Below are 24,382 nucleotides of genomic sequence, written 5' to 3' on the forward strand. Positions count from 1 at the left end.
TCATCAGATGAGAACCCCGGCCCATGCCGGGGTTTTTTTATGTCCCGTGGGCGGCGCTTCATTTTACTTTCATCTGATCAAAAAATGATCTCGCGCCAAGGGGGCGCGTGAAGGGCGCTATATGATGCGGAGCCTTTTATCGATGCCCCTCACATGTTTTTCATCGGGACGGGGTTTGCTGTTTCTCTTATGGGTACCCTCATCTATGCAGCTGTTTGGATTCGATGCCTCCCGGCCCTGCTGGCGCCTGCTCTGCGCCCTGTTGGTTTTCACCCTGCCCGTGACGCTCGGGCTCTGGGAGCTACATGCCAACTATTTGAATACCTTGAGCAAGCAGTCAGAGTTTGCGGCCAGCAGGGCGATGAAGCTGATGGAGGTCATGCTGGATCATGCCGAGGAGCACAATCGCAACATGCTGCCCTTGCTCAACCACCCCTGCGAAACGGCCCTGTTCGCCATGCGCAAGCTGGTGGTGCTGGCTCCCTTCGTGCGCACCACCAATCTCATCGCCGATGGCAACATCTACTGCAATTCCCTGCTGGGGAGCGTCAGTTGGCAGGATGACGCCAGTGGCTACAGTGACGGTGTGCTGCGGTTGCTGCCGGGCAATGGCATCCTGCCGAGGCACCCGGTGTTGGCGGTGCGCAGCCAGGCCACCCAAGGGGATGTGCTCAGCACCATAGATCGGGAATATCTGAGGATCATGCTGACCCTGAGCGCCCCGTCGCAAGGAGAGATCTTGCTGCGGGTGGGGGATGAGTGGCTCAACCACAGGGGCGACCTGATGGAGGGGAGCCCCAGATTGCCAACCCTGGCGGCGTCCGACATCACCTCCAGCCGCTACCCCATCTCCATGTATGCCGGCATGGATATCGCGTCGGTGTGGCGCGGCCTCTGGCAGGTTCGTTATCTGACTATCAGCCTGCTGCTCTGCTTCTCTTTCTCCATCGCCTTGCTGGTATGGTGGCTGCTGGGGCGGCCAGGTTCGATGGAAGGGGATCTCAAGCGTGCACTGCGCGCCAGGGAGTTCGTGCCCTACCTGCAGCCGCTGGTGAGTTGCGGCGATGGCCGCCTGAAGGGGGCCGAGGTGTTGATGCGCTGGCAGCATCCGGTCTCGGGTCTGATCCGCCCGGACCTCTTCATCCCCCAGGCGGAGGAGAGCGGCATGATAGTACCCATGACCCGGCAACTGATGCAGCAGGTCGCGGAGCAGCTGAGCGCCTGGCAACGGGAGATGCCGGATGACTTTCATATCGGCATCAACATCAGTGCCGTCCATTGCCGGGATCGCACCCTGGTGAGGGAGTGCCGCGCCTTTCTCGATCACTTCTCCCCGGGCCGGGTGGTGCTGGTGCTGGAACTGACCGAGCGGGAGCTGCTGGTGGCCAACGACCAGACGCTGGCCCTGTTCACGGAGCTGGATGACATGGGAGTCCGGCTCGCCATCGATGACTTCGGTACTGGCCACTCCAGCCTGCGATACCTGCAAGAGTTCCGGGTGGACTACCTCAAGATCGATCGCTCCTTCATCGGCCGGATCGGCACTGAGTCGCTTTCCGAGCACATCGTCGACAACGTCATCGATCTCGGCTCCCGGCTGGGGCTGTCGCTGGTGGCGGAAGGGGTGGAGACCCTGGAGCAGGCCGATTATCTGCGCAGGAAAGGGGTCGACTATCTGCAGGGCTATCTGTTTGGCATGCCCATGCCGCTGCAGCAGTTTTGTGAAAGCTTGCCGGCCAGGGTGAAGGTCGCCTGACTGGTCGTTTTTTGCGCGGTTAGGGCTGAGTTCAGGGTCGGGGGATAAACTGGTCGGCCATTTTGCACTGGACCTTCTATGCCTTATCGTCCCAGAATCAATGCGTCCCATCCTTGGCTGCGTCTGCTCTTCGCCATGCTGGTCTTCTCCACGCCCATGCTGCTTGGCAGCTGGGGGGGGTATTGCCACTACCAGAGCAATCTGCGAAAGAAAGCCGTGGAGGCAGCGTCTCATACCGTCAATCTGCTTGAAACGATGCTAAATAACGCAGAGGCCGCCAATCGGCAGGTGTTGCCGCTGCTGGGCAAGCCTTGCGGTCCGGTTCAGGCAGCCCTGCGAGAGCAGGTCGCCCTGGTGCCCTTCGTGCGCTCGGTCAACCTGGCCAAGCGGGATGACATCTATTGCTCCTCGCGCTTTGGTCCTTATCGCTCATCCTACTCGATGGGGGAGTTTGCCAGCGGGACTCTGCTGCTCAACAACGTGAGTCCGGTGCGGCAGGGGCACCCCTATCTGATGGTGCGGGCCGAGTCGGGCCAGCACTCGGTGCTGAGCGTCATCGATGGGGATTACCTCAACTTCATGCTGGGACTCAACGATCCCACCATGACCATCATGCTCAGGGTCGGGCCCCACTGGCTCGACCGTCAGGGCCACTTCTTCCGGCATGCCCCGGGTCTGCCGGATCGGATGGAGGTCATCCTGGGATCCGAGGTTTATCCCTTCTCCATTTACGCGGGGCACAATCAGCCCCCCAGCTGGCGAGACATGGTACAGCAGCACTGGTTCGGGCTCTGGTTGCTGGTCGGGCTCAGCCTCACCTTCGCCCTGAGTGTCTGGTGGCTGCTGGGGCGGCCCCGCTCACCGGCCAACGAGTTGGCGCGTGCCCTGAAGGCCCGGGAGTTCGAACCCTTCCTGCAGCCGCTGGTCGCCACGGACAGCGAGGCCATCGTGGGGGCCGAGGTGCTGATGCGCTGGCGCCACCCCGAGGCAGGCCTGATCCGCCCGGATCTCTTCATTCCCCAGGCGGAGGTGAGCGGCCTGATCGTGCCCATGACGACGCTCTTGATGGAAGAGGTCGCCAGGGTGCTGGGGAGCGAACGGGCGCTGCTCCCCCAGGGTTTTCATATCAGTTTCAACATCAGTGCCGCCCACTGCCGGGACATGGCGCTGCTCGATGAGTGCCGCCGTTTTCTTGCCCACTTCGCCCCGGGTCAGGTGGTGCTGGTGCTGGAGCTGACCGAGCGGGAGTTGCTGGTGGCGGATCCCCAGACCCTGTCGCTGTTTGGACAACTCAACGAGATGGGGGTCAGGCTCTCCATCGATGACTTCGGTACCGGCCACTCCAGCCTGGTCTATCTGCAGCAGTTCAACGTGGATTACCTCAAGATCGACAAGTCGTTCATTGGCAGGATAGGCACGGAGTCTCTCTCCAAGCACATCGTCGACAACGTGATCGATCTGGGGCGGCGGCTCGGCCTGTCGCTGGTGGCGGAGGGCGTCGAGACCCGCCAGCAGGCGGACTACCTCAGGGGCAAGGTGACCTTCTTGCAGGGTTATCTGTTTGGTCAGCCGGTGCCGTTGCCGCAGTTTCAGGGGGAGCTGCGCCAGGCCGCCACTGTTGTGGAGTCCGCCTCCGCGCCGCTGCTGGCCTGAGTCGTTGGCGCCAACCCTTTCTCATCCACGACTGTAGGGGCTTGTTTTTCATGCCTTGGCGAGCACTTTTCGGTAGAATTGCTGCTCACTTCGAAGTCAGATGAGGCGCGGTATGACGGTCAGGTTCCAGGCATTTCACAGCATCAAGGCGATTGGCAATCGGGAGGTGCTGTTCAACTGGTCCAGGACCAACCCCCTTGGCGCCCTGGATCAGGTGTGGCGCCCCAAGAGCCGGGACGAGCTGCAAGCGCTGCTGCGGGAGCACCCGGAGCGCAAGCTGCGGCTGATCGGCTCCGGCCTGTCGTTTGAACCCATCCACAGCGTCTATGCCGAGGGCAAGCAGGCGCTGCTGGTGGACCTGTACCACCTGCGCGGCCAGCTCGCTAGCACGGCGGATACCGTCACCTACCAGGCGGGCACGCCGCTTGATACCGTCTATGCCGATCTCATCGCCATGGAGCGGATGCTGCCGGCCTCCCCGGGGGTCATCGGCATCCAGACCCTGGGCGGGGCGCTCAGCACCGGCACCCACGGCCAGGGGTTGCACCAGTCTGCCCTGTGCGATGCGGTGGCGGCCCTGACCATCATGCTGGCGAGCGGCGACATCATCCGGGTGGATCGCACCGATCCCCGCTTCGGCGCCTTCGTCATGGGCATGGGGATGCTCGGCATCCTGCTGGATGTGACCCTCTACACGGTGCCGAACCGCATCATGCGTTGCACCAAGTTCACCACCGACTACCCCTTCCTGCTGGAGCACAACGAGCGGCTCAACCGTGAACACAGCTTCGTGAAGAGCTGGTGGTTCGCCTGGACTGGCGAGAGCCACATCTGGCTGGTGGATCCCGCCTCCGAGGAGGAGGTGGCCCGCTACCGCGCCGGGGGCTGCGAGCCCCTGCTGCTGGAAGGGGATGTGGACGGGCGCATGAACGCGACCATCGACGCCACCTTGCAGAAGATGGCCAAGGACACCAAGGACGAGGCCAGGGCCGGGGAGCACTTCGAGACGGTGCGCCGCTTCAAGGATGCCTCGGATCTGGTGGGCAACGTCTACCAGATCCTCTGCAAGGGGATACCGGCGCCCCAGATCAACTGCGAGGTGGCGGTGCCCCTCGCGCGGATGGGGGAGGCGCTGACCCTGTTGCAGGCCTGGCAGGAGGCCAACCCCGGCGTGCTGCACTATCCCTTCATCCTGCGCTGCACCGGCCCCTCCGAGGCCTGGCTCAGCGCCGCCTATGGCAAGTCGGTGTGCTGGATAGGGTTCCTGGTCTATCTGGCGGCGGACGGCACCTTTGTCGGGGGCTCCATGGAGCAGATGCGCGAACTGCAGCAACTGCTGGTGCCGCTCGGCGGAACACCGCACTTTGGCAAGCATCTGGCGATGGATCTCTACGACTTTCCGGCCCTGCTGCCACGCTGGCACGACTTCCTGGCCCTCAAGGCCGAACTGGATCCCCATGGCCGCTTCGAGAACCGCTGGCTCAGCGATCTGTTTGCCAACCGCTGAGGGCGGCCTCTTCGATAGGGAGAGGCATTTTTGCTCCCTTCTCCCCTGGCGGGAGAAGGGTTGGGGATGAGGGGAAACAATAACCCTTTCAGGCCCCATGACGACAGGTTTTAAGGATTTGACATGACTGACCCGCAAGACACTCGTATCCCCGTCACCCTGCTGACCGGATTTCTTGGCAGCGGCAAGACCACCTTGCTCAATCACTGGGTGAAGCAGCCCGAGCTTGGTGAGTGCGCCGTGCTTATCAACGAATTCGGCTCCGTGGGGCTGGATCATCATCTGGTGCAACAGGTGGACGAGCAGGTGGTGCTGCTCGATTCCGGTTGCATCTGCTGCTCGGTGCAGGGCTCCCTGGTGGAGGCGCTGCAGGGGCTCTTTATGAAGGCCATTCAGCGCAAGATCAAACCCTTCAAGCGGCTCATCATCGAGACCACAGGGCTTGCCGATCCGGCCCCCGTGCTGTTCACCCTGAGGGAAGAGGGCTTCATCGCCCAGCGTTACCGTTTCGACGGCACCGTGACCGTGGTGGATGCCGGCCACATCGAGCAGCAGTTGGCGGCCCAGTACGAGGCGGTCAAGCAGGTGGCGCTGGCGGACTTGCTGGTGGTGAGCAAGGGGGATCTGGTGGATGCCGAGACGCTGGACAGGGTGGAAGCCCAGCTGGCGACCCTCAATCCGGCAGCCCCCATCGAGCGGGTCAGCAACGGCGTGCTCTCGCCGCGGGTGCTGGAGACGCTCGGTGCCTACAACGAGGCGGCGGGGCGCGATGTGCGCCAGTTGCTCGCCTGGCTGCGTACCGAATCCCCGAAACAGGGGCTGGCCTCCCCGATGCAGCCCAGAATGAAGCCCTTCGCCGCCAAAGTGGGCACGGCCGCACCGACCCATTTCGACCATGGTGACATCGAGAGTTTCTCCCTGCGCATCGGCGAGCCCTTGAAGCCTGCCCGCCTGCTGGCGGCCATCGACGCGATACAGGCGCAGTATGGCGATGCCCTGCTGCGGCTCAAGGGCATATTGCTGCTGGAGGGAGAGAGCCAGCCCGTGGTGATCCACGGCGTGCACGGCCAGCTCTATCCGTTGCAGAGCCTGGGAGAGTGGCCGGAGGGACGGGCCCAGTCCCGCTTGGTGTTCATCGTCAAGAGCCGGGACAAGGGCGGGATAGAGCAGTTGTTCCTCGATACCCTCAAGGCCCCCGAGCCCAGCCTGGAAGAGCAGCTCAGAACCATGTTGGGGACACCCGACCAGTAGTTTTTGATATGACCCGCCGCCGTGCGGGTCTATTTTTAGGCAACGTATTTTCAGGCCAACCATTTTCGGTTCAACGATGTTCAGGTCCACAAGAGGTGACTCCATGCCCGACGACAACTCGCACCTGGTTACCCCGGCACAACGCAAGTGGCTGCCCCTGCTGACGGCGGTCGGCTTTTTCATGCAGACGCTGGACGGCACCATTCTCAATACCGCCTTGCCCAGCATGGCGGCGGCTCTGGGAGAGAGCCCGCTGCAGATGCAGTCGGTGATCATCGCCTACATGCTGACGGTGGCCCTGCTCATTCCCGCCTCCGGCTGGCTGGCCGACCGTTTCGGTACCCGCCGGGTCTATCTGGCGGCCATCCTGCTGTTTACTCTGGGATCCCTGGCTTGTGCCGTGGCCAACACCCTGCCGCTGCTGGTGGCAGCAAGGGTGCTGCAAGGGGTGGGCGGGGCGTTGCTGATGCCCATCGGGCGGCTCGCCGTGCTGCGGGTCTACAGCAAGCACGAGCTGCTGCGAGTGATGTCGTTTGTCACCATCCCCGGTCTGCTCGGGCCCCTCATCGGTCCGGCGCTGGGGGGCTGGCTGGTGGAGGTGGCGAGCTGGCACTGGGTGTTCCTCATCAACCTGCCGGTGGGCCTGGTCGGCTTCATCGCCAGCTGGAGCTTCATGCCGGAGCTGAAACAGCAGACGGCCAGGTTTGACTGGCAGGGTTTTGTGCTGTTCAGCGTCGGTATGGTGTTGGTATCTGTCGGTTTGCAGGGGTTGGGGGAGCACAGTATATCGACTGGCTGGGCGCTGTTTGCCGTCTTGTTCGGCCTCGCCGCCATGGCGAGCTACTGGCTCTATGCCGCCAATGCCGAGCAGCCGCTGTTCAGCCTGGCGCTGTTCAAGACCTCGACCTTCGCCATCGGCATCTGGGGCAACCTGTTCGCCCGCCTCGGCAGTGGTGCCATGCCCTTCCTCACCCCGCTCTTCCTGCAACTGGGGCTGGGCTTCTCGCCGAGCAAGGCGGGGATGACCATGATCCCGACCGTGATCGGCGCCATCCTGACCAAGACGCTGGTCAACAAGCTCATTCCCCGCATCGGTTACCGCCGCATCCTGATCGGCAATACCCTGACGCTGGGGGTGATGATCGCCAGCTTCTACTTCATCGACAACCAGGTGCCCCACGGGGTGCTGCTGGTCTGGCTGGCGGTGTTCGGCGCCATCAACTCGTTGCAGTTCTCCGCCATGAACACCCTCACCCTGCAGGATCTGAGTCCGGAGCATGCCAGCAGCGGCAACGGCCTGCTGTCGGTGGTGATGCAGCTCTCCATGAGCCTGGGGGTGGCCATCGCCGCCAGCCTGCTCGGCCTCTTCTCTGCCGGCAGACCGGCGGGGGACAGCGAATTCTGGCTCGGTGGCTTCCACCTCACCTATCTGTGCATCGGTCTGATGTCCATGCTGGCGGCGCTGATCTTCGCCCAGCTGGGCAAGCAGGAGAGAAGGGGCTGAGCCGACGCCTTTCTCCCTGATGACGGGGGAGAAAGGGTCATTGCGGTGCTTGATTCGGGTGGGGGAGCTGCGCGGCTCAGGCCTGTGAGGCGCGCAGATAGCTGACCGGGCAGGGCAGCCGGGCCAGCACCTCGGCCAGATGCTCGGTGGCCAGCAGGAAGGTCTGCTCCGGATGGCCCGGGGTCCAGGTGAAGGCCTCGTGGGTCAGCAGGAGTGGGTCAACCAGCAGGGGGATGTCGGCACGGGGCAGGAAGGGGCAGACCGCCCCCGGCAGGCAGCCGATCTCCGCCTGCATCTCCTCGGCCGTACAGATGGAGGGCTTGGCTCCCAGACTCGCCTTGACCACCTTGTTGTCCAGCCGTCCGTCCCTGTGGGTCAGCAGCAGGGCGAAGCGGCCATCCTTGAACTTGAGAAACAGGGTCTTGCTGAATTCGGCCTGCCAGCCGAGGCGGGCCTTGACCCGCTCGTCGGTGGCGTAGTCCAGGATGGGTTCGTGCTGGTAGCGCTGGTGGGGAAGGTCTGCCAGCAGTTGGCTGTTGAAGTCGTGAATGGTATCGAGTGGCATGGGGGTCTCCTGTCTGGGGCCATAGTGCCAGCCGATCTGGCTCGAGCCCAATCACCCTTTCTTATGACGGATAAGGGAGGACGGATAAACAACGAGGGCACCCTGGGTGCCCTCGTCGCTCAATGGGGTTGCAACTCGCTGGCTTCCCACTGGAAGGGGATGGGGCAGAGCTGCTGGGAGGCCTTGTCGTAGGCGTGCCACAGCTCGCCGAGGGTGCGGCCATCGCGGGGATGGCGCAGCTCGGGGGCCAGTTCGGCCAGCGGCCAGAGCACGAAGGCGTTGGTGAGGATCTCGGCACGGGGCAGCTCGACCGGCCCTTCGCACACCAGGCTCCCGTAGAGCAACAGATCCAGATCCAGGGTGCGAGGGGCGAACTTCTTGGCATCCGGCTCGCGGCCGTGGGCAAACTCCATGGCCCGCAACCGCTGGCACAGGGTTGTCAGCGGGAGATCCGTTCCGGCCCCCACCACAAGGTTGTAGAAGGGGCGGCCGTTGAAGCCCACTGCCGCACTTTCAAAGACCCGGGAGACCTGGAGTTCGCCAAACTCGGCATGCAGGGCATCGAGCCCGGCCCGGATGTGGCGCTCCCGCTCTATGTTGGAGCCCAGACTGATGTAGATGCGGGTCATGGATGCTTCCTCCCGACGGGCTGACTCACTGGGCACTCGCGGCCGGCGTGCGGTGACGCAGGATCTCGACACCGACGCCGGCGGCATTGGGCACGGCGGTCGGCTTGGTCAGGGTGACCTTGACCCATTGCACGCGCGCGTCGGCCAGCACCAGCGCGGCGACCTGTTCGGCCATGGTCTCCACCAGTTCGACGACGGTGTTGGCGGCGTGATCACAGATCTTGCGGGAGAGGGTGGCGTAGTCCAGTGCCAGCTTGATATCGTCGGTTGCGGCGGCGGGGCGGTTGTCGAACCCCATCTCGAGATCGAAGCTGAGCTTCTGGCGAATGCCCTTCTCCCACTCATAGACCCCTATGGTGGTCAAAACCTCGAGTCCGCGAATAAACACCTTGTCCATGACAGTACTTCTTCTTTACTCTTGATGGGCTGTGAAGACAGCGCTGGGATGCTGGCCTGGCAAGCAGATTGCCGCTGACGGTCGGTTTGGGCGACGCGCCCAGGCCAGAGAATGTGGCCCGCATCATACCCCATTCATATCGTGGTAAAAACGACCAAGATGACGGCCCTGACGATTTTAATGATTATTCTGGCCTACCTGGGTGGTTCACTGTCCAGTGCCGTGCTGGTTTCCCGCTTCACCGGATTGCCGGATCCCCGGGATCACGGCTCCCACAATCCGGGGGCGACCAATGTGTTGCGCCTCGGTGGTCGGTTGGCGGCGTTGATCGTTCTGCTGCTGGATGTGCTCAAGGGCATGGCCCCCGTCTACCTCGCCTGGTATCTGGAGATAAAGCCGGTCTACCTCGGCTTCATCGGGGTGGCGGCCTGCCTTGGTCACATGTATCCCCTCTTCTTCCATTTTCGCGGCGGCAAGGGGGTCGCCACCGCGCTCGGCACCATGCTGCCCATCGGCTTCGCCATGGGGGGCGCGGCCATCGCGACCTGGTTGCTGGTGCTGGTGGTGAGCGGCTATTCCTCCCTGGCCTCCATCGTGACCGTGCTGCTGACGCCGCTCTTTACCTACCTGCTCAAACCCGAGTACACCCTGCCGGTCTCCCTGCTCTCCTGCCTCATTCTCATCCGCCATCACGAGAACATCACCCGCTTGCTGAAAGGGGAGGAGTCTCGCCTCTGGGGGCGCCGCAGGGCGGCTTCTGCTACGGAAGTGACAGAAATGGATGATGCTGCGCAAAAAAGAGACGAACGAGACAAAAAGTGAAATTTCCCGTTGACCACCTGCCGTAAAATCCGTTTAATAGCGCCCACGCCCAGATAGCTCAGTCGGTAGAGCAGGGGATTGAAAATCCCCGTGTCGGCGGTTCGATTCCGTCTCTGGGCACCAAAATTTGGTGCCATGAAATAAAAATTTGTTCATGCACAATGGTTTAAAGTGTGCCGGCTTAGCTCAGTAGGTAGAGCAACTGACTTGTAATCAGTAGGTCACCAGTTCGATTCCGGTAGCCGGCACCATTTGCCCAGATAGCTCAGTCGGTAGAGCAGGGGATTGAAAATCCCCGTGTCGGCGGTTCGATTCCGTCTCTGGGCACCACGTTAGGATGCTGAGATAGCAATATCTGGGCTCCAAAGTACGATTCCTCCTTAGTTCAGTCGGTAGAACGGCGGACTGTTAATCCGTATGTCACTGGTTCAAGTCCAGTAGGAGGAGCCAATTCAAAAGACCCTTGTCGCAAGACAAGGGTCTTTTTTTATGTTTCTCGCTCACCGTCATCAGTATCGCTGAAAAGCGGACTAGCCTGATAGGCGCACCCACTGATGGCGAGGAGAAGACGATGGGAAGCTATGAACTGAAGCGAGCCAAGAACGACCAGTTCTACTTTGTGCTCAAGGCGGGCAATGATCAGGTGATCCTCAATAGCGAGATGTATACCAGCAAGGCGGCGGCCCAGAACGGCATCGCCTCGGTCCAGACCAATGCCCAGGAGGCGGGGCAATATGATCTGAAAGAGGCGGCCAATGGTCAGTATCACTTCACGCTGAAAGCCAAAAACCATCAGGTCATCGGCTCCAGCCAGATGTATGCCAGCAAGGCGTCGGCACAAAATGGCATCCAGTCGGTCCAGACCAATGGCCCGACCCAGACCATCAAGGATCTGACCCTCTGATCCGGATACCTTTCGATGTGAACCAGGAGCGCTGCGGCGCTCTTTTTTTGTTTGGAATGCCGGATCAGCGCTGTTTTGCATCCGGGCAGTTTGGCGCCGTTTTGCTGATGCAATGGACTGAAAACAAAGGAGTTATGTGAATGACTAGCAAGCCGTATCTGGCAAAGCGTCCCGCCGCTTAAGCTTCTGTACAAGGTTCAGCCGGTACAATTGGCACTCAGTAAGAATAAGGGTGACAAACCCGTAACCCAAGATAGATGAGGTTGTGATGACTTTGAGACTGAAACCTGTATGGATTGCATTGGCACTGGCGGCGACGACTGCACACGCAAGCGATGACTTCTATTTCGGTGCCGGCGTGGGTGCGACCCACTTCAACGGCCTGAACAAGATTGAAGGCGTCAACACGGGCGAAGAAGATGCCGCGGCGGCCAACGTCTTTGCCGGTTACAACTTCAACGAATACTTCGGATCCGAGCTGGGCTACCAGTACACCGGCCGCGGCAACACCGATGGCAACCGTTACGAGAGCCAAGGTGCCACCTTGTCCGGTATTGCGCGTCTGCCCCTTGGCGAGAACTTCTCCCTGTTCGGTGAAGCGGGCGCCTACTGGGGCCATACCGACGGTCTGGGCACCAGCGATACCCGCGTTTCCCCGCTGGCCGGTGCCGGTCTGACCTACAAGGTCAACGATGCACTGGATCTGCAGGCGCGCTACCGCTACATGTGGGATGTGGCAGACCTGACCACCCACACTGGCGAGCAGTACAAGTCCAACCAGAGCGTGACGACCCTGGAAGCCGTCTACCATCCGTTCCGCACTTCCTATGTCGCACCGGTGGCCGCCCCTGTAGTTGCTGAGGCCGCGGCACCCGAAGTCGTCGAGAAGAACTTCACCCTGAGCTCTGATGTGCTGTTTGCCTTCGGCAAGGCAGATCTGAAACCGGAAGGGGTGGATGCCCTGAACGGTCTGTATCAGCAGATCACGGCATCCCAGCCCAAGGATGGCAGCGCCATCGTCGTGGGTTACTCCGATCGCGTCGGCTCCGAGGCCTACAACCAGAAGCTGTCCGAAGAGCGCGCTCGCAGCGTGGCCGACTTCCTGGTGAGCAAGGGCTTGCCGGCCAGCAAGATCTCCGTCGAGGGCCATGGCGAAGCCGACCCCGTGACCGGCACCCAGTGTGACGGCGTCAAGGGCAATGAGCTGATCGCCTGCCTCTCCCCGGATCGCCGCGTGGAAGTGCGCGTCTCCGGCGTGCAGGAAGTCCAGCAGTAAGCTGATCCTGCCCGGGTGATATGAAGAGGGGATGCCATGGCATCCCCTCTTGCTTGTCTGCGCGGCGGTGACGATCTGGCACCGCCTGGCTCGAGGCTGCGGTGTTCAGTGCCAGTCCAAGGCGGCATGTCGTCGCCATCTGCCCCTTATTTATTCCCTATCAGTGACTTGCCTCTTGCTCCTCGCCTAGTATGGTGGCCAGACGGACGTTGACCACGGCGCCCCTTGCATCAGGCCGGTCACGCAGGCCAGGGCTTTCAGTACCTGTCCCTCTCTCCCGGATCATGCCTGGCAGACCCTATTTGCTATCGAGGTAATCTATGAACGCAACCGAGCTTTGGCAGCTCTCTCCCGAGCAGTTCAACGAATGGCGCCGGGAGAATGACTATCCCCTGATTTGGGAACTGCTGACGGCCTCGTTGCCCCATTTTGACGACTGGATGAGCGAGCAGAAGATAGACAAGGCGGTCATCTTCCAGATCGGCATCGCCCGCTTCATCAGCTCCCGCTGTGTACAGAGCCTCTGCGTCTACATGAGTGACGACAAGATCCGTCTGTACGAGACCGCCTCCAGTGCGCTGGAGTCCCTGCGCAAGAGCGGGCTCATCCGCTCCGAATCCCGTTTCGAACCCTACCTCATGTGGCTGGCCGGCAAGCATGGCAAGGATCAGGCGAAGCGGGTGCAGAGCCTGCTGTCGGTCTCCGAGAACAACAAGGGAGAGGCGCAGGTGCTCGGCAAGCATCGTCTGCTCAATATCGGAGGCGTCACCCTGCAGAGCCCCATCATCTCGGGACGGCTGCTCGACTTCACCTGTCTCGACGAGCTATCTCTGGATGGTGCGGTCAACAACTCCAAGGTCTATCTGTGGCACTGCTCGGCCAAGGGGGTCAGGGTCAACGGCGGCATCATAGGGCTGGATCTGTTCGATTCCCTGCTGTGGGATCACAGGGCCTGGGCCAAGAAGCGGGAGCTGGCGCTGGAGGACGGGGTGTTCCAGGACTTCACCATCGAGTGCGAGGAGATCCGCTTTCACTCGTCCCGGGCCGTGCTGAAGAACTTCAACGTCAGCGCCAAGAACTTCGATGCCACCATGGAACACACCAATCTGGACAAGGTGCAGGTCAGCTACAACGAGAATGGCCGGATCGACCACAGCGAGGCGAGCAAGCTGTACCGCAATGCCAAGCGGCTCTTCTCCAGCGTGGGGGATACGGTCGATGCCGGAGAGTGCTACTACCAGGAGAAGCTGCACGAGATGCGATCCCTGGCGAGCCCGAAGGAGCTCTACAAGGACAGCTGGCTGCGCAGCGGCCCGCTTAAGAAAGGGATGCTCTCCCTGCTCTGCTATCTGAAATGTGCCTCCAAGTTCATCAGCTTCATCACCTGGGGTTTTGGGGAGCGGCCCATCCGCAGCCTGCTGATGTCCATGGGGGTGATCCTGCTGGCGACCCTGACCTACTTCCTGGCGCCGGAGTCCGTCACCCACGGCCATCTCGGTCGTTCGCTCTATTTCAGCATCGTCACCTTCGTGACCCTGGGTTACGGGGACATCTCCCAGACCTCGTCGCCACTCCAGCTGCTGTCAGCCATAGAGGCGTTCAGCGGCATGTTCCTGACCGGTCTCTTCCTCGCGGGCTTCGCGTCGAAAACCAAGCAATACTGAGGCTCATGTCGGGGATGCCCGGGTCTGCGCTCTTTGCCACGCCCCGGGGATGAAACCCGCCCCCCTAATTGTCCAGCCCGGCCTGAGTGCCGGGCTTCGTCGTTTCTGGGGGCGGTGGCTGGCTTGACGGGGGGGATGGGGAGCGACTTTATTTAAGGTGCGTGGCCGGGGTCAGCCTTGGCCGAATGGGGATGCAAGCGACAACAAGACAGAGGAGCAGGATCGGCACGGATCAGTCAACCATCACTGCAGATAAGGAACAACGCTATGATATTGAATCACTTATGGGGATTGTATGCCCATCCTCACACCGAATGGCATACCATAGACGAGCGGCACGACAGCTTCAGAAACAGCCTGACCCACATCCTGCTCGTGGCCCTTATCCCATCAGTCTGCGCTTACTATTCCGCCGTCCACATCGGCTGGAGCATCGGGGTCGGCGAACCCATCCGGCTGACCGCGGACAGCGCCTTCGTGCTGTCGGTGGCCATGTATCTCGCCCTCATCGTCGGCGTCTTCGCCCTCTCCTACCTGGTGCACTGGATGGGTCACACCTTCGGGGCCGATCCCAGTTACACCACCTCCCTCGAACTTGCGGCCTATACCTCGACGCCCCTGTTCATGGTCGGCTTCTCCGCCTTCTTCCCCCATCTCTGGTTCGTGATGATCATCGGTCTCATCGGCCTCAGTTACTCCGTCTATCTGCTCTATATCGGGGTTCCCATCCTGATGCACATCACCAAGGAGCAGGGCTTCATCTATGCGAGCTCTGTGGTCACCGTGGGGCTGGTGTTGCTGGTCTGCGTGCTGGCGAGCACCGCCATCCTCTGGGGATCCGGTTTCGGACCCGTCTTCATGCATTAGCCAAGGTGTGCATCACCGTAAAAAAGGCGCCTGATGGCGCCTTTTCCATGGGGATCACTCACCCTTTCTGACCGGGTTGGCGCGTCGTCGTCCCCCATGCCAGGTGGTGCCCATCGACGCGGATATGATGGCGGCTATTCCCAGCCACTGGGACGGAGGTAGTTGCTCCCCCAGTAGCAACAAGCCCATCAGGGCGCCCATGGCTGGTTCGCCACTGGTCAGGATGCCGTAGCTCTTGAGCGGCAACCGGCGCAGGGCGAACATCTCGAGGGAGTAGGGGATGGCACTCGAGAGCAGCCCCACCCCCGCTATGGTCAACACCAGGGGGAGGGTGAAGCTCGCTTCGCTCGCCCCGCCGAGGCCGAAGGGCAGCACCAGCAGGGTGCCCACCCACATGCCAAGGGCCGGCGCCTGCGGCCCCAGCAAGGCCCCAGCCCGCTTGCCGGTCAGCATGTAGAGTCCCCAGAACACGCCGGCACCGAGGGCCAGGGCGGCCCCCAGGGGATCTATGGCCTGCTCGGCCTCCCGCAGGGGCAGGAGCAACAGCAGTCCGGCGATGGCCAGTGCCAGCCAGATGAAGTCTTCCCGGTGACGGGAGTTGAGCAGTGCCACCGTCAACGGGCCGATGAACTCGATGGCCAGCGCCACGCCGAGGGGGATGCGCTCGATGGCCAGGTAGAAGAGCAGGTTCATGGCCCCAAGCGAGAGTCCGTAAGGGATGACCATCAGCAGGGTGCGCCTCTCGAGGGGCGCTCGCCAGATACGAAACACCAGGGAGAGAAGGAGGGCAGCACACCCCAGCCGGAATAATGTGGTGCCGGCGGCTCCCAGCAGGGGAAACAGCGACTTCGCCAGGGAGGCGCCCAGGGTGATCGACAGCATGGCGAGCAGGACGGCTAGCAGGGAGGAGAGGGCGGGGCTGTTTGGCTGCATCTTGTTCAAACCTGAGTAGGGTATAAGCAAGAAAATATATCTGGAGGCTGCCGTAATTTCGGTCTAATACTGGCCTTACATGATAATTTTTATCTCCTGAGTCCCATGACCGACAAATTTGATCTGCTCATCCTGGCCGAGCTGCAGCAGGATGCCCGTCTGCCCATTCCCGAGCTGGCCCACAGGGTCGGTCTTTCCGCCCCTGCCTGTTACCGCCGTGTCCGGGAGCTGCGGGAGACTGGCCTCATCGAACGGGAGGTGGCGCTGGTGGCTCCGGCCACCATGGGCTGGCCTATCACCATGCTGGTGCTGGTGACCCTGGAGCGGGATCACGGCCGCATCGTCGATGAGATGATCGCCAGCCTGCAGCGGGAACCCGAGGTGATGGATCTCTGGTACGTGACGGGTGAGCAGGACTTCGTGCTGCAGGTAGCCGCGCGGGACATGCAGAGCTACGAGCAGTTCACCCGGCGGGTGCTCCATGCCAGGGAGCAGGTGCGCAGCTTCAAGACCCTGGTCGTCATGGGGCAGCACAAGCGTTGCGGCGCCTTGCTGCCCGGCTGAGAAAGGGGGGAGTGGGTTGTTGCCTTGAGGGAATCAAAGGCGCGCGAAGGGGCAGGTACTACCTGCCCCCTTCTTTTTCAGCCGGGCTGTTCGCCCGCCAGCTCCTCCGCCGTCATGGGACGCAGCACCTTGCAAGGGTTGCCCACCGCGACCACGCCCGCCGGAATATCCTTGGTCACCACGGAACCCGCGCCTATCACGCTGTTGTCCCCAATGGTGACGCCGGGGCAGATGACGGTGCTGCCACCTATCCAGACGTTGTTGCCGATGCGCACCGGTTTGCCGAACTCGACCCCGGCCACCCGGGGAACGACGGCAACGGGGTGGGCGGCGGTGTAGATCTGCACCCCGGGCGCCAGCAGCACGTTGTCGCCGATATGCACCTCGCACACATCCAGGATGGTGCAATTGACGTTGGCGTAGAAGTTTTCGCCGACGAAGATGTTGGCGCCATAGTCGCAGAAGAAGGGCGGGTTGATGGCACACGCCTTGCCACGACCACCGAGCAGGGCCCAGAGCAGGGCATCCTGCTCGGGCTTTTCCTGCCAGAGGGTGTTGAACCTGTGGTAGAGACTGCGGCAGCGCTCTCGCGCCGCCTTGAGATCGGGGTCGGCGGCATCATAGTCCTCGCCGGCAACCATCTTCAGCCATTCTGGATTCCGTTTTTGTGGTGTTTTATTTGGCTCAAATGCGATTTTTGAATTCATATGTTCCATCAATCATTCCATCAGCCAGATAACTGACTCATAGGGGCGCAGCGTGCAGGATTGCGGCTGTGCCGGGCTGTCCGGGTAGTTGCCAAGGAGCCGTTGCCCATTGCCGGTCGGCAGGCCGCCGGGGAGGGCAAAGTCGACCGCTTCGCCATAGAAGTTGCTCACGACCAGCAGTGCCTTGCCTTGCCAGTGACGGGCGTAGGCCCAGAGGCGCGGGTGGCCCGGCAGCAGCTCCTGATAATCCCCCAGGGTGAAGATGGGGTGCGCCTTGCGCAGGGCGATGAGATCCCGGTAGTGCCAGAACACCGAATCGGCGTCCGCCAGGGCGGCCTCTGCGTTGATTGCCGGGTAGTTGGCGGCGGGCTTGAGCCAGGGCGTGCCCTGGGTGAAACCGGCGTTGGGGGCATCGCTCCACTGCATGGGCGTGCGGGCGTTATCCCGCGACTTGGCCCCCAGGATGGCGAGGATCTCGGCTTCGCTCATGCCCTCGGCCTGCTTGATGGCGAAGATGTTGCGGCTCTCCACATCCTGGTAGTCGTCGATGCTGCCATAACCCGGATTGGTCATGCCGATCTCCTCCCCCTGATAGATGTAGGGGGTGCCTTGCAGGCCGTGCAGGGTGGTGGCCAGCATCTTGGCGGCCACCACGCGATGCTCCCCTTCGTCGCCGAAGCGGGAGACGATGCGCGGCTGATCGTGGTTGCACCAGAACAGCGCCGACCAGGCCTTGCCGTGCATGCCGCTCTGCCAGTGATTGAAGATGCGCTTGAGCTCGAGGAAATCAAACGGTGCCTTGGTCCACTTGTCCCCGTTCGGGTAATCGACTTTCAGGTGATGGAAGTTGAACACCATGGAGAGCTCGGAGCCATCCAGCGCGCCGTAGCGCTGGCAGTACTCCAGGGAGGTGGAGGACATCTCCCCCACCGTCATGGCGCCCACGGGGGCGAACACGTCGCGGCTCACATCCTGCAGGAATTCGTGGATGCGCGGCCCGTCGGTGTAGAAGCGGCGGCCATCGCCGTGTTCATCGTTCGGGAAGCGCAGATCCTTGGAGATGAGGTTGATGACGTCGAGGCGAAAGCCGTCTATGCCTTTGTCGGCCCAGAAGTGGATGATCTTCTTCACTTCAGCCCGCACCGCCGGGTTTTCCCAGTTGAGGTCCGCCTGCTCGCGGGCAAACAGGTGCAGGTAGTACTGGCCGGTGGCGCTATCAAGCTCCCAGGCGCTGCCGCCAAATTTGGAAATCCAGTTGTTCGGTACGCCGCCGTCTACCGGATCTTTCCAGATGTAGTAGTCGCGATAGGGGCTTTGCTTGTCCCCCAATGCCGACTTGAACCAGGCGTGCTCGGTGGAGGTGTGGTTGACAACGATGTCCATGACGATGCGGATATCGCGCTCATGGGCCGCCGCCAGCAGGGCTTCGAAGTCCGCCATGGTGCCGTAGGCGGGATCGATATTGAGGTAGTCGGAGATGTCGTAGCCGTTGTCTACCTGGGGGGAGACGTAGACAGGGGTCAGCCAGAGAGCGTCGACGCCGAGGGTCTTGAGGTAATCGAGGCGGGCCATGATCCCCTTGAGGTCACCGGTGCCACGGGCACCGCTGTCCTGAAAACTCTTGGGGTAGATCTGGTAAATCGTGGCGCTCTGCCACCAGGGTGTCTGGCTCATGGTCTGGTTCTCGTGTTGCGTGGTATGACGAGGCGCAGCACCGGGCTGCGCCTCGTATTCTGCTATTTGGGATCAGGCTGCGGCCAGTTCCAGCTTGCCAGCGGCCTGCTGGCGCTTGTAGACCAGCAGGGTCAGCACGGCAGGGACCACGATGGCCACCAGCATGGCGATGGCGTAGATGCCCCAGTATTGCGGTTGGATGGAGAGGATGCCCGGCAGGCCACCGACCCCGATGCCGTTGGCCATCACTCCGGCGAAGCCGCAGATGAGGGCCGCCGCGCTCGAGCCCACCATGGCGCACAGCATGGGGAACTTGTATTTCAGGTTGATGCCGTACATGGCAGGTTCCGTCACCCCGAGGTAGGCGGAGATGGCGGCAGGCACCGAGATCTCACGCTCGTTTTCCTTGCGGCTGATCAGGATGATGCCGACGACCGCAGAAGCCTGGGCGATGTTGGAGAGGGCGATCAGCGGCCAGATCGGGGTACCGCCCATGCTCTGCATCAGCTGCAGATCCACCGCGTTGGTGGTGTGGTGGATGCCGGTGATGACCAGGGGCGCATAGAGGAAGCCGAACAGGGCCGCGCCGATGGGGGCGAAGGAGCCCGTCATGGCAGCCTTGGCGGCGAAGCCGACGCCTTCACCAATCCAGCGACCGAAGGGGCCGATGAGGGCGTGGGCGACGATCACCGCCAGCAGCAGGGAGATGAAGGGCACGATGACCAGATAGAGATAGGCCGGGATGATGCGCTTGAGGCTGGTCTCCACCCAGGCGAGGAAGACCCCTGCCAGCAGGGCCGGGATGACCTGGGCCTGGTAGCCGACCTTCTGGATGACGAAGAGGCCGAAGTCCCACACTTCCGGGGTCTGCTGGCCGATGCCGTAGGCGTTCATCAACTGGGGTGAGACGAGGGTGATCCCCAGCACGATGCCGAGGATCTCGGAGCCGCCCATCTTCTTGACCGCAGACCAGCAGACGCCGACCGGCAGGAAGTGGAAGATGGCCTCGCCCAGCAGCCAGAGGAAGGCGTGAACCTGGGCCCAGAACTGGCTGATCTCGGTGAGGGTGTGAGTGCCGTCGTCGAACATCTTGATGTCGCCGATGACGTTGCGAAAGCCCAGGATCAGACCGCCGGTGATGATGGCGGGCAAGAGGGGGACGAAGATCTCCGCCAGGTGGGAGATGCCGCGCTCCAGCGGATTCATGTTCTGGCGCGCCGCCAGCTTGGCGGCGTCTTTGCTGCCGCCGCTCACGCCGATCTCCTCGGTGAGCGCCTTGTACCACTGCTCCACCTCGTTGCCGATGACCACCTGGAACTGGCCACCCTGGGTGAAGCTGCCCTTCACTGCCGGTATGGTCTCGATGGCCTTGGAATCGGCCTTGGCCGGGTCATTGAGCACGAAGCGCAGCCGGGTCAGGCAGTGGCTGACGGTGGCGATGTTTTCCTTGCCGCCGATCTTGTCGATGAGCTGGGCCAGATGTTGTGCGTTGATCTTGGACATGAGTCTTCCCTCTGTGACTCCATTGAGTTTGGTATGCATCACCCTGTAGGGCCAATCTGCCGGCCCGAGCGTTCTTGGTATAGTTCCTATTTAGCATGCTACCAATTTCTTTTCGCAGGAATGGGAACGTTCCCATTTCGTGGGTGATCTCACAAAACGGGTGATTTTCACTCAATGGGTCGTGATGGGGGTCACGGCAACCGGCTGGGGGCGATGCTGGCCTGGGGGGGCAGGTCCTGCTCTATCTGGCCGAGCAGTTGACGGGCCGCCTGCTCGCCGGCTCCCTTGTAGCCGAGATCCAGGCTGAGGGCGTTGGGGAACAGAAAACCAAGCAGGGGGTTGTTGCCAAGGCCGGTGACCAGCACCTCGCCCCGACCCTGCTCCTGCAGGTATTTGGCCGCCCCCATGGCGAGGGTGTCGCTGGCGCAGACCAGGGCCTGGGTGCTGGGAGTGAGCAGCTCGGCCGCCAGCCGATAGCCGCTCTGCAGGCTGAGATCCCCGAGGGCATGGCGGGGCATCAACCCCTGCTCCTGGCAGTGGGCGAGATAGGCGTCGAGTCGGCGCTGGCCGGTGGTGAGATCCGACACGTCCACCCCGAGATAGGCGATGTCGCGGGCGCCACGCCGGGTCAGCTGGGCCAGCATGGTACGCACCGCGCCGGCATCGTCGAAGCAGACAGAGGAAAATCCTGTAAATTCCCTCGCTACCAGCACCAGCTTCTCCCGGTACGGGGTCATGGCGTCGTAGTCGAGATCGTTGAAGGCAAACAGGATGATGCCGTCCACCCCGCGCCGCGCCAGCACCGCCAGGTGTTCGCTCACCTTGTCAGGGGAGAACTTGCTCTCCATCAACACGGCGTCGTAGCCACGGGCGTAGAGGGTCTCCAGCATGCCGCGCACCGCCTGATTCTCGGAGCTCGAATCGAGACGGGAGACAATGATGCCCACCACCTGCTGGCTCTGGCTGCGCATGGCGCGCGCCGATTTGCTCGGCACGAAGCCGTGCTGGGCGATGATCTGCTCCACCTTCTCCCGGGTCTGGGGTTTCACCTTGGGATCCTGATTGAGCACCCGGGAGACGGTCGACTTGCCGACACCCGACAGGCGGGCGATGTCGAGGATGGTCAGTTTCTTTTCCATATCGGGTGCTCGGGAGGGAATTGTCCGTATTGTTGTGACAAACCCCTGTGAATACAAGCCCATGGCGTTAGAATGGCCGCTCCCCTCTCCATTTCGGCGACGGCCTGCCGCTCGCTACGCACAGGACGCGCATCATGGATCTGTTGGCAAGTCTGCACTTCTCCCTCTCCATCACGGGCCCCATCTGTATGGTGCTGGTACTCGGCATCTGGCTCAAGCGCCTGGGACTACTGCCAGACAGCTTCGTCGAGTCCGCCTCCCGTCTGGTGTTTCAGGTCACCTTGCCTGCTCTGCTGTTTCTCAGCATGGTGCGCACGGATTTCTCCACCATGCCGAGCCCCTGGCTCATCCTTTACGGTCTGCTGGGAACCCTCGCCGGTTTCCTGATCCTCGAACTGCTGGCGTCCCGCTTCATCAGCGAGCAGAAGCTCAGAGGCATCTTCGTGCAGGGCAGTTTTCGCGGCAACATGGGGATCATGGGGCTGGCCTATGTGCAAAACGCCTACGGCCCGGAGGGGATAGGGGCCGCGGCCCTGCTGGTGGGGGCGGTGACCGTGCTCTACAACATTTTGGCCGTCATCACCCTCACCCGCAGCCTGGGGGGCGGGCGGGGGATCAAGCCCATCCTCAAGGGGATAGTCAAAAACCCGCTGATCATCGCCATCGTTTCGGCGCTGCCCTTCGGCCTGCTCGGCATCGAGTTGCCCCAGCTGGTGATCAGCACCGGCAACTATTTTGCCAACATGACCTTGCCGCTGGCCCTGCTCTGCACTGGCGCCAGCCTCAATCTCAAAGCCCTGCGTGGCGGGGCCGGCCTGACCGGCTGGGCCACCGCCAACCGGCTGTTCTGCATCCCCGTGCTGCTGGTGCTGGGGGCCTGGGCGCTCGGCTTCAGCCCCCAGGCCCTCGGCATCCTGTTCCTCATCAGCTCCACCCCGACGGCGGCCGCCAGCTATGTGATGACCCGCGCCATGGGAGGCGACAGCGTACTCGCCGCCAACATCATTGCCACCACCACCCTGGGCTCCCTGGTCAGCACCAGCCTGGGGGCGGCACTGATGAACTACCTGGGATTGATGGGATAAGGGGCGAGCTGGTCGCCCATATTGCTCGCTCTGATTCCCCGATCTCTTTGGCGGCCCTTGCCAGAGATTGCGTTGATATACCGGGCAACCCTCTTATCCCAGCCGCTCGCGCTCCTGCTCCAGCACCATCTTCTCGTGGGCCAGGAAGAAGGGGCGGTAGAGCACATAACTGTTGAGGATGCAGACCAGGCTCATCAGGCCGTTGTTCCAGCTGCCGTTGGCCGCCCAGGCGGCGCCGAGGGGAGAGGGCATGGACCAGGGCAGCAGGGCGATGAACCTGTCGAGGAAACCCCACTGGGTCAGCTGCCAGGCGATCACGGCGTTGATCAGGGGGACGCTGATGAAGGGCAGGAAAAACAAGGGGTTCATTATGATGGGGAAGCCAAACAGCAGGGGCTCGTTGATGTTGAACATGGAGGGAATGAAGCCCAGCTTGCCCACCGACTGGATGGAGTGGCAGCGGCTGCGCATGGCCATGAACACCAACGGCAGCGTGGTGCCTATGCCACCGATCAACAGGTAATAGTCCCAGAAACCCTGCAGGAAGATGTGGGGCAGGGGCTCGCCCGCCATCAGTGCCGCCTGGTTGGCGCTCACCCCGGCCATCCAGAACGGTGACAGCAAACCGGTGACGATCAGGGCACCGTGGATCCCCATGAACCAGAGCAGGTGTGCGATGAGCAGGGTGATCAGCAGGGCCGGCAGGGTGTCGGCCCCCACGATCAGGGGTCGGAATAGGGAGGCCATGAAGTCTGGCAGGCTGATACCGAACTGTTGCTGCAACCAGAGCCGCAGCAGGCTCAGCGAGAGCATGATGAACAGCAGTGGCACGATTAGCTGGAAGCCGCGGCGGGTCATCACCGGCACCTCCTCCGGCATATGGATATACCAGCCACGGCGATAGAAGAAGCGCGTCACCTCCACCGAGTAGAAGGCCATCAGCAAGGCCGTGAAGATCCCGGCTCCCCCCAGATAGCCAAACACCCCGGGTTGCAGCGAACGAAAGTCGATCAGCATCAGAAACGCCATGCAGCCCCCCAGACCACACAGCCGCTCCGGCATCTCATAGGCCTTGGCGAGGCTGGAGGCCGAGCCGAAGGCGATGATCAGCGCCACCAGCCCCAGGGTGTGGGAATAGACCGGAAACAGGAAGGGATGCAGCGCTCGCGACAGCCAGTGCAGCCACTGCCCGAGTGCGTGCGGGGTATCGGGGGAGACGGGCGGAAACAGGATCGGCACCAGCAGGCTGCCGACGATGACGAAGGGCATCGCCAGTTGGAAACCATCTCGTAGCGAGAGCACATGGCGACTGCGTGTCAGCCAATTGGCAAACGGTACCATGCGTTGCTCGATCATGCCGACCAGCATTGCCATCCATTGCAGGTTCATCAGGTTTTGTTCCGTCCCTTGTGTGTCCATTGCCCCTTTTTGTCATGGGGCTTGGGCTCCATATTGACGGCTTTGGGTTTTTGTTTCCGTAATATCCGCAACCATTTTGCCATTTCATTAGGTCGCTCACACTTCCCACCGCTTTTTACCGGAAATTGCCGATCCCGCTCACACATCAATGGATTTGAAATGGAAACCGGTTTCCAAGTTAAATCCGTTCGATCAAGAATGCGTCGTCCGTTATGAACGTCTGGAGAATCGGGAAATGAAAAAAATCATGTTGTGCTGCTCCTCGGGCATGTCTACCAGCCTGCTGGTCAAGAAGATGAAAGAGGAAGCGGACAAGCGGGGATTGAGCGCCGAGATACAGGCCTTCGGAGCGGCGGAGTTCGATCTGCAGATGCCCCATTACCAGGTGGTGCTGCTGGGGCCCCAGGTCAAATACATGCTGGCCGAGTTGCAGCAGCGGGCTGCCGCTCACGGCGTACCGGTCGAGACCATCAACATGATGGATTACGGCATGCAGCGGGGTGACAAGGTCCTCGACCACGCCCTCGCCCTGATCGGCTGATGAGCAGACCCAAACCAGTGAC

The 24,382-nt window shown here is 61.9% G+C and carries 22 protein-coding genes and 4 tRNA genes; 17 read left to right on the forward strand and 9 right to left on the reverse strand.

From position 1 onward, the window contains the following. The first annotated feature begins 205 nt into the window (after positions 1 to 205). The 5 genes from VZC39_RS02375 to mdtD all read left to right on the forward strand — a co-directional run bounded on the left by VZC39_RS02375 (position 206) and on the right by mdtD (position 7,671). Positions 206 to 1,756, forward strand: a complete 1,551-nt coding sequence (locus VZC39_RS02375) for an EAL domain-containing protein (RefSeq protein WP_349920835.1) — start codon at positions 206 to 208, stop codon at positions 1,754 to 1,756. Positions 1,757 to 1,834: 78 nt separating this feature from the next. Then, complete coding sequence (locus VZC39_RS02380) at positions 1,835 to 3,409, forward strand: EAL domain-containing protein (protein ID WP_349920836.1); 1,575 nt, start codon at positions 1,835 to 1,837, stop codon at positions 3,407 to 3,409. A gap of 112 nt (positions 3,410 to 3,521) precedes the next feature. Next, the gene (locus VZC39_RS02385) at positions 3,522 to 4,916 is read left to right on the forward strand and encodes a D-arabinono-1,4-lactone oxidase (RefSeq protein WP_349920837.1); all 1,395 of its coding nucleotides are present in this window, start codon (positions 3,522 to 3,524) and stop codon (positions 4,914 to 4,916) included. Positions 4,917 to 5,039: 123 nt separating this feature from the next. Then, positions 5,040 to 6,167: a CobW family GTP-binding protein gene (locus VZC39_RS02390; RefSeq protein ID WP_349920838.1), complete on the forward strand. Its 1,128-nt coding sequence runs from the start codon at positions 5,040 to 5,042 to the stop codon at positions 6,165 to 6,167. Between the two features lie 103 nt (positions 6,168 to 6,270). Beyond that, positions 6,271 to 7,671, forward strand: a complete 1,401-nt coding sequence (gene mdtD, locus VZC39_RS02395; RefSeq protein ID WP_434665386.1) for a multidrug transporter subunit MdtD — start codon at positions 6,271 to 6,273, stop codon at positions 7,669 to 7,671. Between the two features lie 76 nt (positions 7,672 to 7,747). On the opposite strand, the gene VZC39_RS02400 is transcribed toward mdtD, so the two are convergent. The 3 genes from VZC39_RS02400 to folB form a co-directional block, all read right to left on the reverse strand. Beyond that, on the reverse strand, positions 7,748 to 8,236 hold the full coding sequence (locus tag VZC39_RS02400) for a YbaK/EbsC family protein (protein ID WP_434665387.1): 489 nt from the start codon (positions 8,234 to 8,236) through the stop codon (positions 7,748 to 7,750). Between the two features lie 119 nt (positions 8,237 to 8,355). Beyond that, positions 8,356 to 8,865, reverse strand: coding sequence for a 2-amino-4-hydroxy-6-hydroxymethyldihydropteridine diphosphokinase (folK, locus tag VZC39_RS02405; RefSeq protein WP_434665390.1), 510 nt, complete (start codon positions 8,863 to 8,865; stop codon positions 8,356 to 8,358). 25 nt (positions 8,866 to 8,890) lie between these two features. After that, complete coding sequence (gene folB / locus VZC39_RS02410; RefSeq protein WP_349920842.1) at positions 8,891 to 9,262, reverse strand: dihydroneopterin aldolase; 372 nt, start codon at positions 9,260 to 9,262, stop codon at positions 8,891 to 8,893. 159 nt (positions 9,263 to 9,421) lie between these two features. Here folB and plsY point away from each other — a divergent pair, with 159 nt between their 5' ends. The 9 genes from plsY (at position 9,422) to VZC39_RS02455 (ending at position 14,795) form a co-directional block, all read left to right on the forward strand. Beyond that, positions 9,422 to 10,084, forward strand: coding sequence for a glycerol-3-phosphate 1-O-acyltransferase PlsY (plsY, locus tag VZC39_RS02415; RefSeq protein ID WP_434665392.1), 663 nt, complete (start codon positions 9,422 to 9,424; stop codon positions 10,082 to 10,084). Positions 10,085 to 10,131: 47 nt separating this feature from the next. After that, positions 10,132 to 10,207: transfer RNA gene (locus tag VZC39_RS02420), tRNA-Phe, on the forward strand. Between the two features lie 52 nt (positions 10,208 to 10,259). After that, positions 10,260 to 10,335: transfer RNA gene (locus VZC39_RS02425), tRNA-Thr, on the forward strand. A 3-nt stretch (positions 10,336 to 10,338) separates the two neighbouring features. Continuing rightward, positions 10,339 to 10,414: transfer RNA gene (locus VZC39_RS02430), tRNA-Phe, on the forward strand. Between the two features lie 44 nt (positions 10,415 to 10,458). Continuing rightward, a tRNA-Asn gene (locus VZC39_RS02435) sits at positions 10,459 to 10,534 on the forward strand. 121 nt (positions 10,535 to 10,655) lie between these two features. Continuing rightward, the gene (locus VZC39_RS02440; protein ID WP_434665395.1) at positions 10,656 to 10,988 is read left to right on the forward strand and encodes a YegP family protein; all 333 of its coding nucleotides are present in this window, start codon (positions 10,656 to 10,658) and stop codon (positions 10,986 to 10,988) included. Positions 10,989 to 11,256: 268 nt separating this feature from the next. Further along, on the forward strand, positions 11,257 to 12,264 hold the full coding sequence (locus VZC39_RS02445; RefSeq protein ID WP_349920845.1) for an OmpA family protein: 1,008 nt from the start codon (positions 11,257 to 11,259) through the stop codon (positions 12,262 to 12,264). A gap of 320 nt (positions 12,265 to 12,584) precedes the next feature. Then, on the forward strand, positions 12,585 to 13,928 hold the full coding sequence (locus tag VZC39_RS02450; protein ID WP_434665399.1) for a potassium channel family protein: 1,344 nt from the start codon (positions 12,585 to 12,587) through the stop codon (positions 13,926 to 13,928). 267 nt (positions 13,929 to 14,195) lie between these two features. Further along, the gene (locus VZC39_RS02455) at positions 14,196 to 14,795 is read left to right on the forward strand and encodes a Yip1 family protein (RefSeq protein WP_349920847.1); all 600 of its coding nucleotides are present in this window, start codon (positions 14,196 to 14,198) and stop codon (positions 14,793 to 14,795) included. Positions 14,796 to 14,849: 54 nt separating this feature from the next. Here VZC39_RS02455 and VZC39_RS02460 read toward each other — a convergent pair whose 3' ends face one another. Further along, a complete protein-coding gene (locus VZC39_RS02460; RefSeq protein WP_434665402.1) occupies positions 14,850 to 15,728 on the reverse strand; it encodes an EamA family transporter in 879 nt (292 codons plus the stop codon). Positions 15,729 to 15,833: 105 nt separating this feature from the next. On the opposite strand from VZC39_RS02460, the gene VZC39_RS02465 reads away from it, so the two are divergent. Beyond that, a complete protein-coding gene (locus VZC39_RS02465; RefSeq protein ID WP_434665404.1) occupies positions 15,834 to 16,292 on the forward strand; it encodes an Lrp/AsnC family transcriptional regulator in 459 nt (152 codons plus the stop codon). A 77-nt stretch (positions 16,293 to 16,369) separates the two neighbouring features. Here the strand turns inward: VZC39_RS02465 and VZC39_RS02470 are convergent, their stop codons facing one another. The 4 genes from VZC39_RS02470 to treR all read right to left on the reverse strand — a co-directional run bounded on the left by VZC39_RS02470 (position 16,370) and on the right by treR (position 21,315). Next, a complete protein-coding gene (locus VZC39_RS02470; RefSeq protein WP_434665406.1) occupies positions 16,370 to 16,999 on the reverse strand; it encodes a sugar O-acetyltransferase in 630 nt (209 codons plus the stop codon). 12 nt (positions 17,000 to 17,011) lie between these two features. Next, positions 17,012 to 18,673: an alpha,alpha-phosphotrehalase gene (gene treC / locus VZC39_RS02475; protein ID WP_434665408.1), complete on the reverse strand. Its 1,662-nt coding sequence runs from the start codon at positions 18,671 to 18,673 to the stop codon at positions 17,012 to 17,014. Between the two features lie 72 nt (positions 18,674 to 18,745). Continuing rightward, positions 18,746 to 20,176, reverse strand: a complete 1,431-nt coding sequence (treB, locus tag VZC39_RS02480; RefSeq protein WP_349920852.1) for a PTS trehalose transporter subunit IIBC — start codon at positions 20,174 to 20,176, stop codon at positions 18,746 to 18,748. Positions 20,177 to 20,367: 191 nt separating this feature from the next. Next, the gene (gene treR, locus VZC39_RS02485) at positions 20,368 to 21,315 is read right to left on the reverse strand and encodes a trehalose operon repressor TreR (protein WP_349920853.1); all 948 of its coding nucleotides are present in this window, start codon (positions 21,313 to 21,315) and stop codon (positions 20,368 to 20,370) included. Between the two features lie 134 nt (positions 21,316 to 21,449). On the opposite strand from treR, the gene VZC39_RS02490 reads away from it, so the two are divergent. Continuing rightward, a complete protein-coding gene (locus tag VZC39_RS02490; RefSeq protein ID WP_349920854.1) occupies positions 21,450 to 22,400 on the forward strand; it encodes an AEC family transporter in 951 nt (316 codons plus the stop codon). A gap of 93 nt (positions 22,401 to 22,493) precedes the next feature. Here VZC39_RS02490 and VZC39_RS02495 read toward each other — a convergent pair whose 3' ends face one another. Further along, positions 22,494 to 23,789 carry a PTS sugar transporter subunit IIC gene (locus VZC39_RS02495; protein WP_434665413.1) on the reverse strand — a complete coding sequence of 432 codons (1,296 nt, stop codon included), beginning with the start codon at positions 23,787 to 23,789 and terminating at the stop codon, positions 22,494 to 22,496. Between the two features lie 265 nt (positions 23,790 to 24,054). On the opposite strand from VZC39_RS02495, the gene VZC39_RS02500 reads away from it, so the two are divergent. Next, positions 24,055 to 24,360: a PTS sugar transporter subunit IIB gene (locus VZC39_RS02500; RefSeq protein WP_349920856.1), complete on the forward strand. Its 306-nt coding sequence runs from the start codon at positions 24,055 to 24,057 to the stop codon at positions 24,358 to 24,360. Positions 24,361 to 24,382 lie beyond the last annotated feature (22 nt).

Origin of the sequence: Aeromonas sp. NJAU223, from assembly GCF_051125555.1 — a bacterium.
Classification (GTDB): Bacteria; Pseudomonadota; Gammaproteobacteria; order Enterobacterales; family Aeromonadaceae; genus Aeromonas; species Aeromonas veronii_G.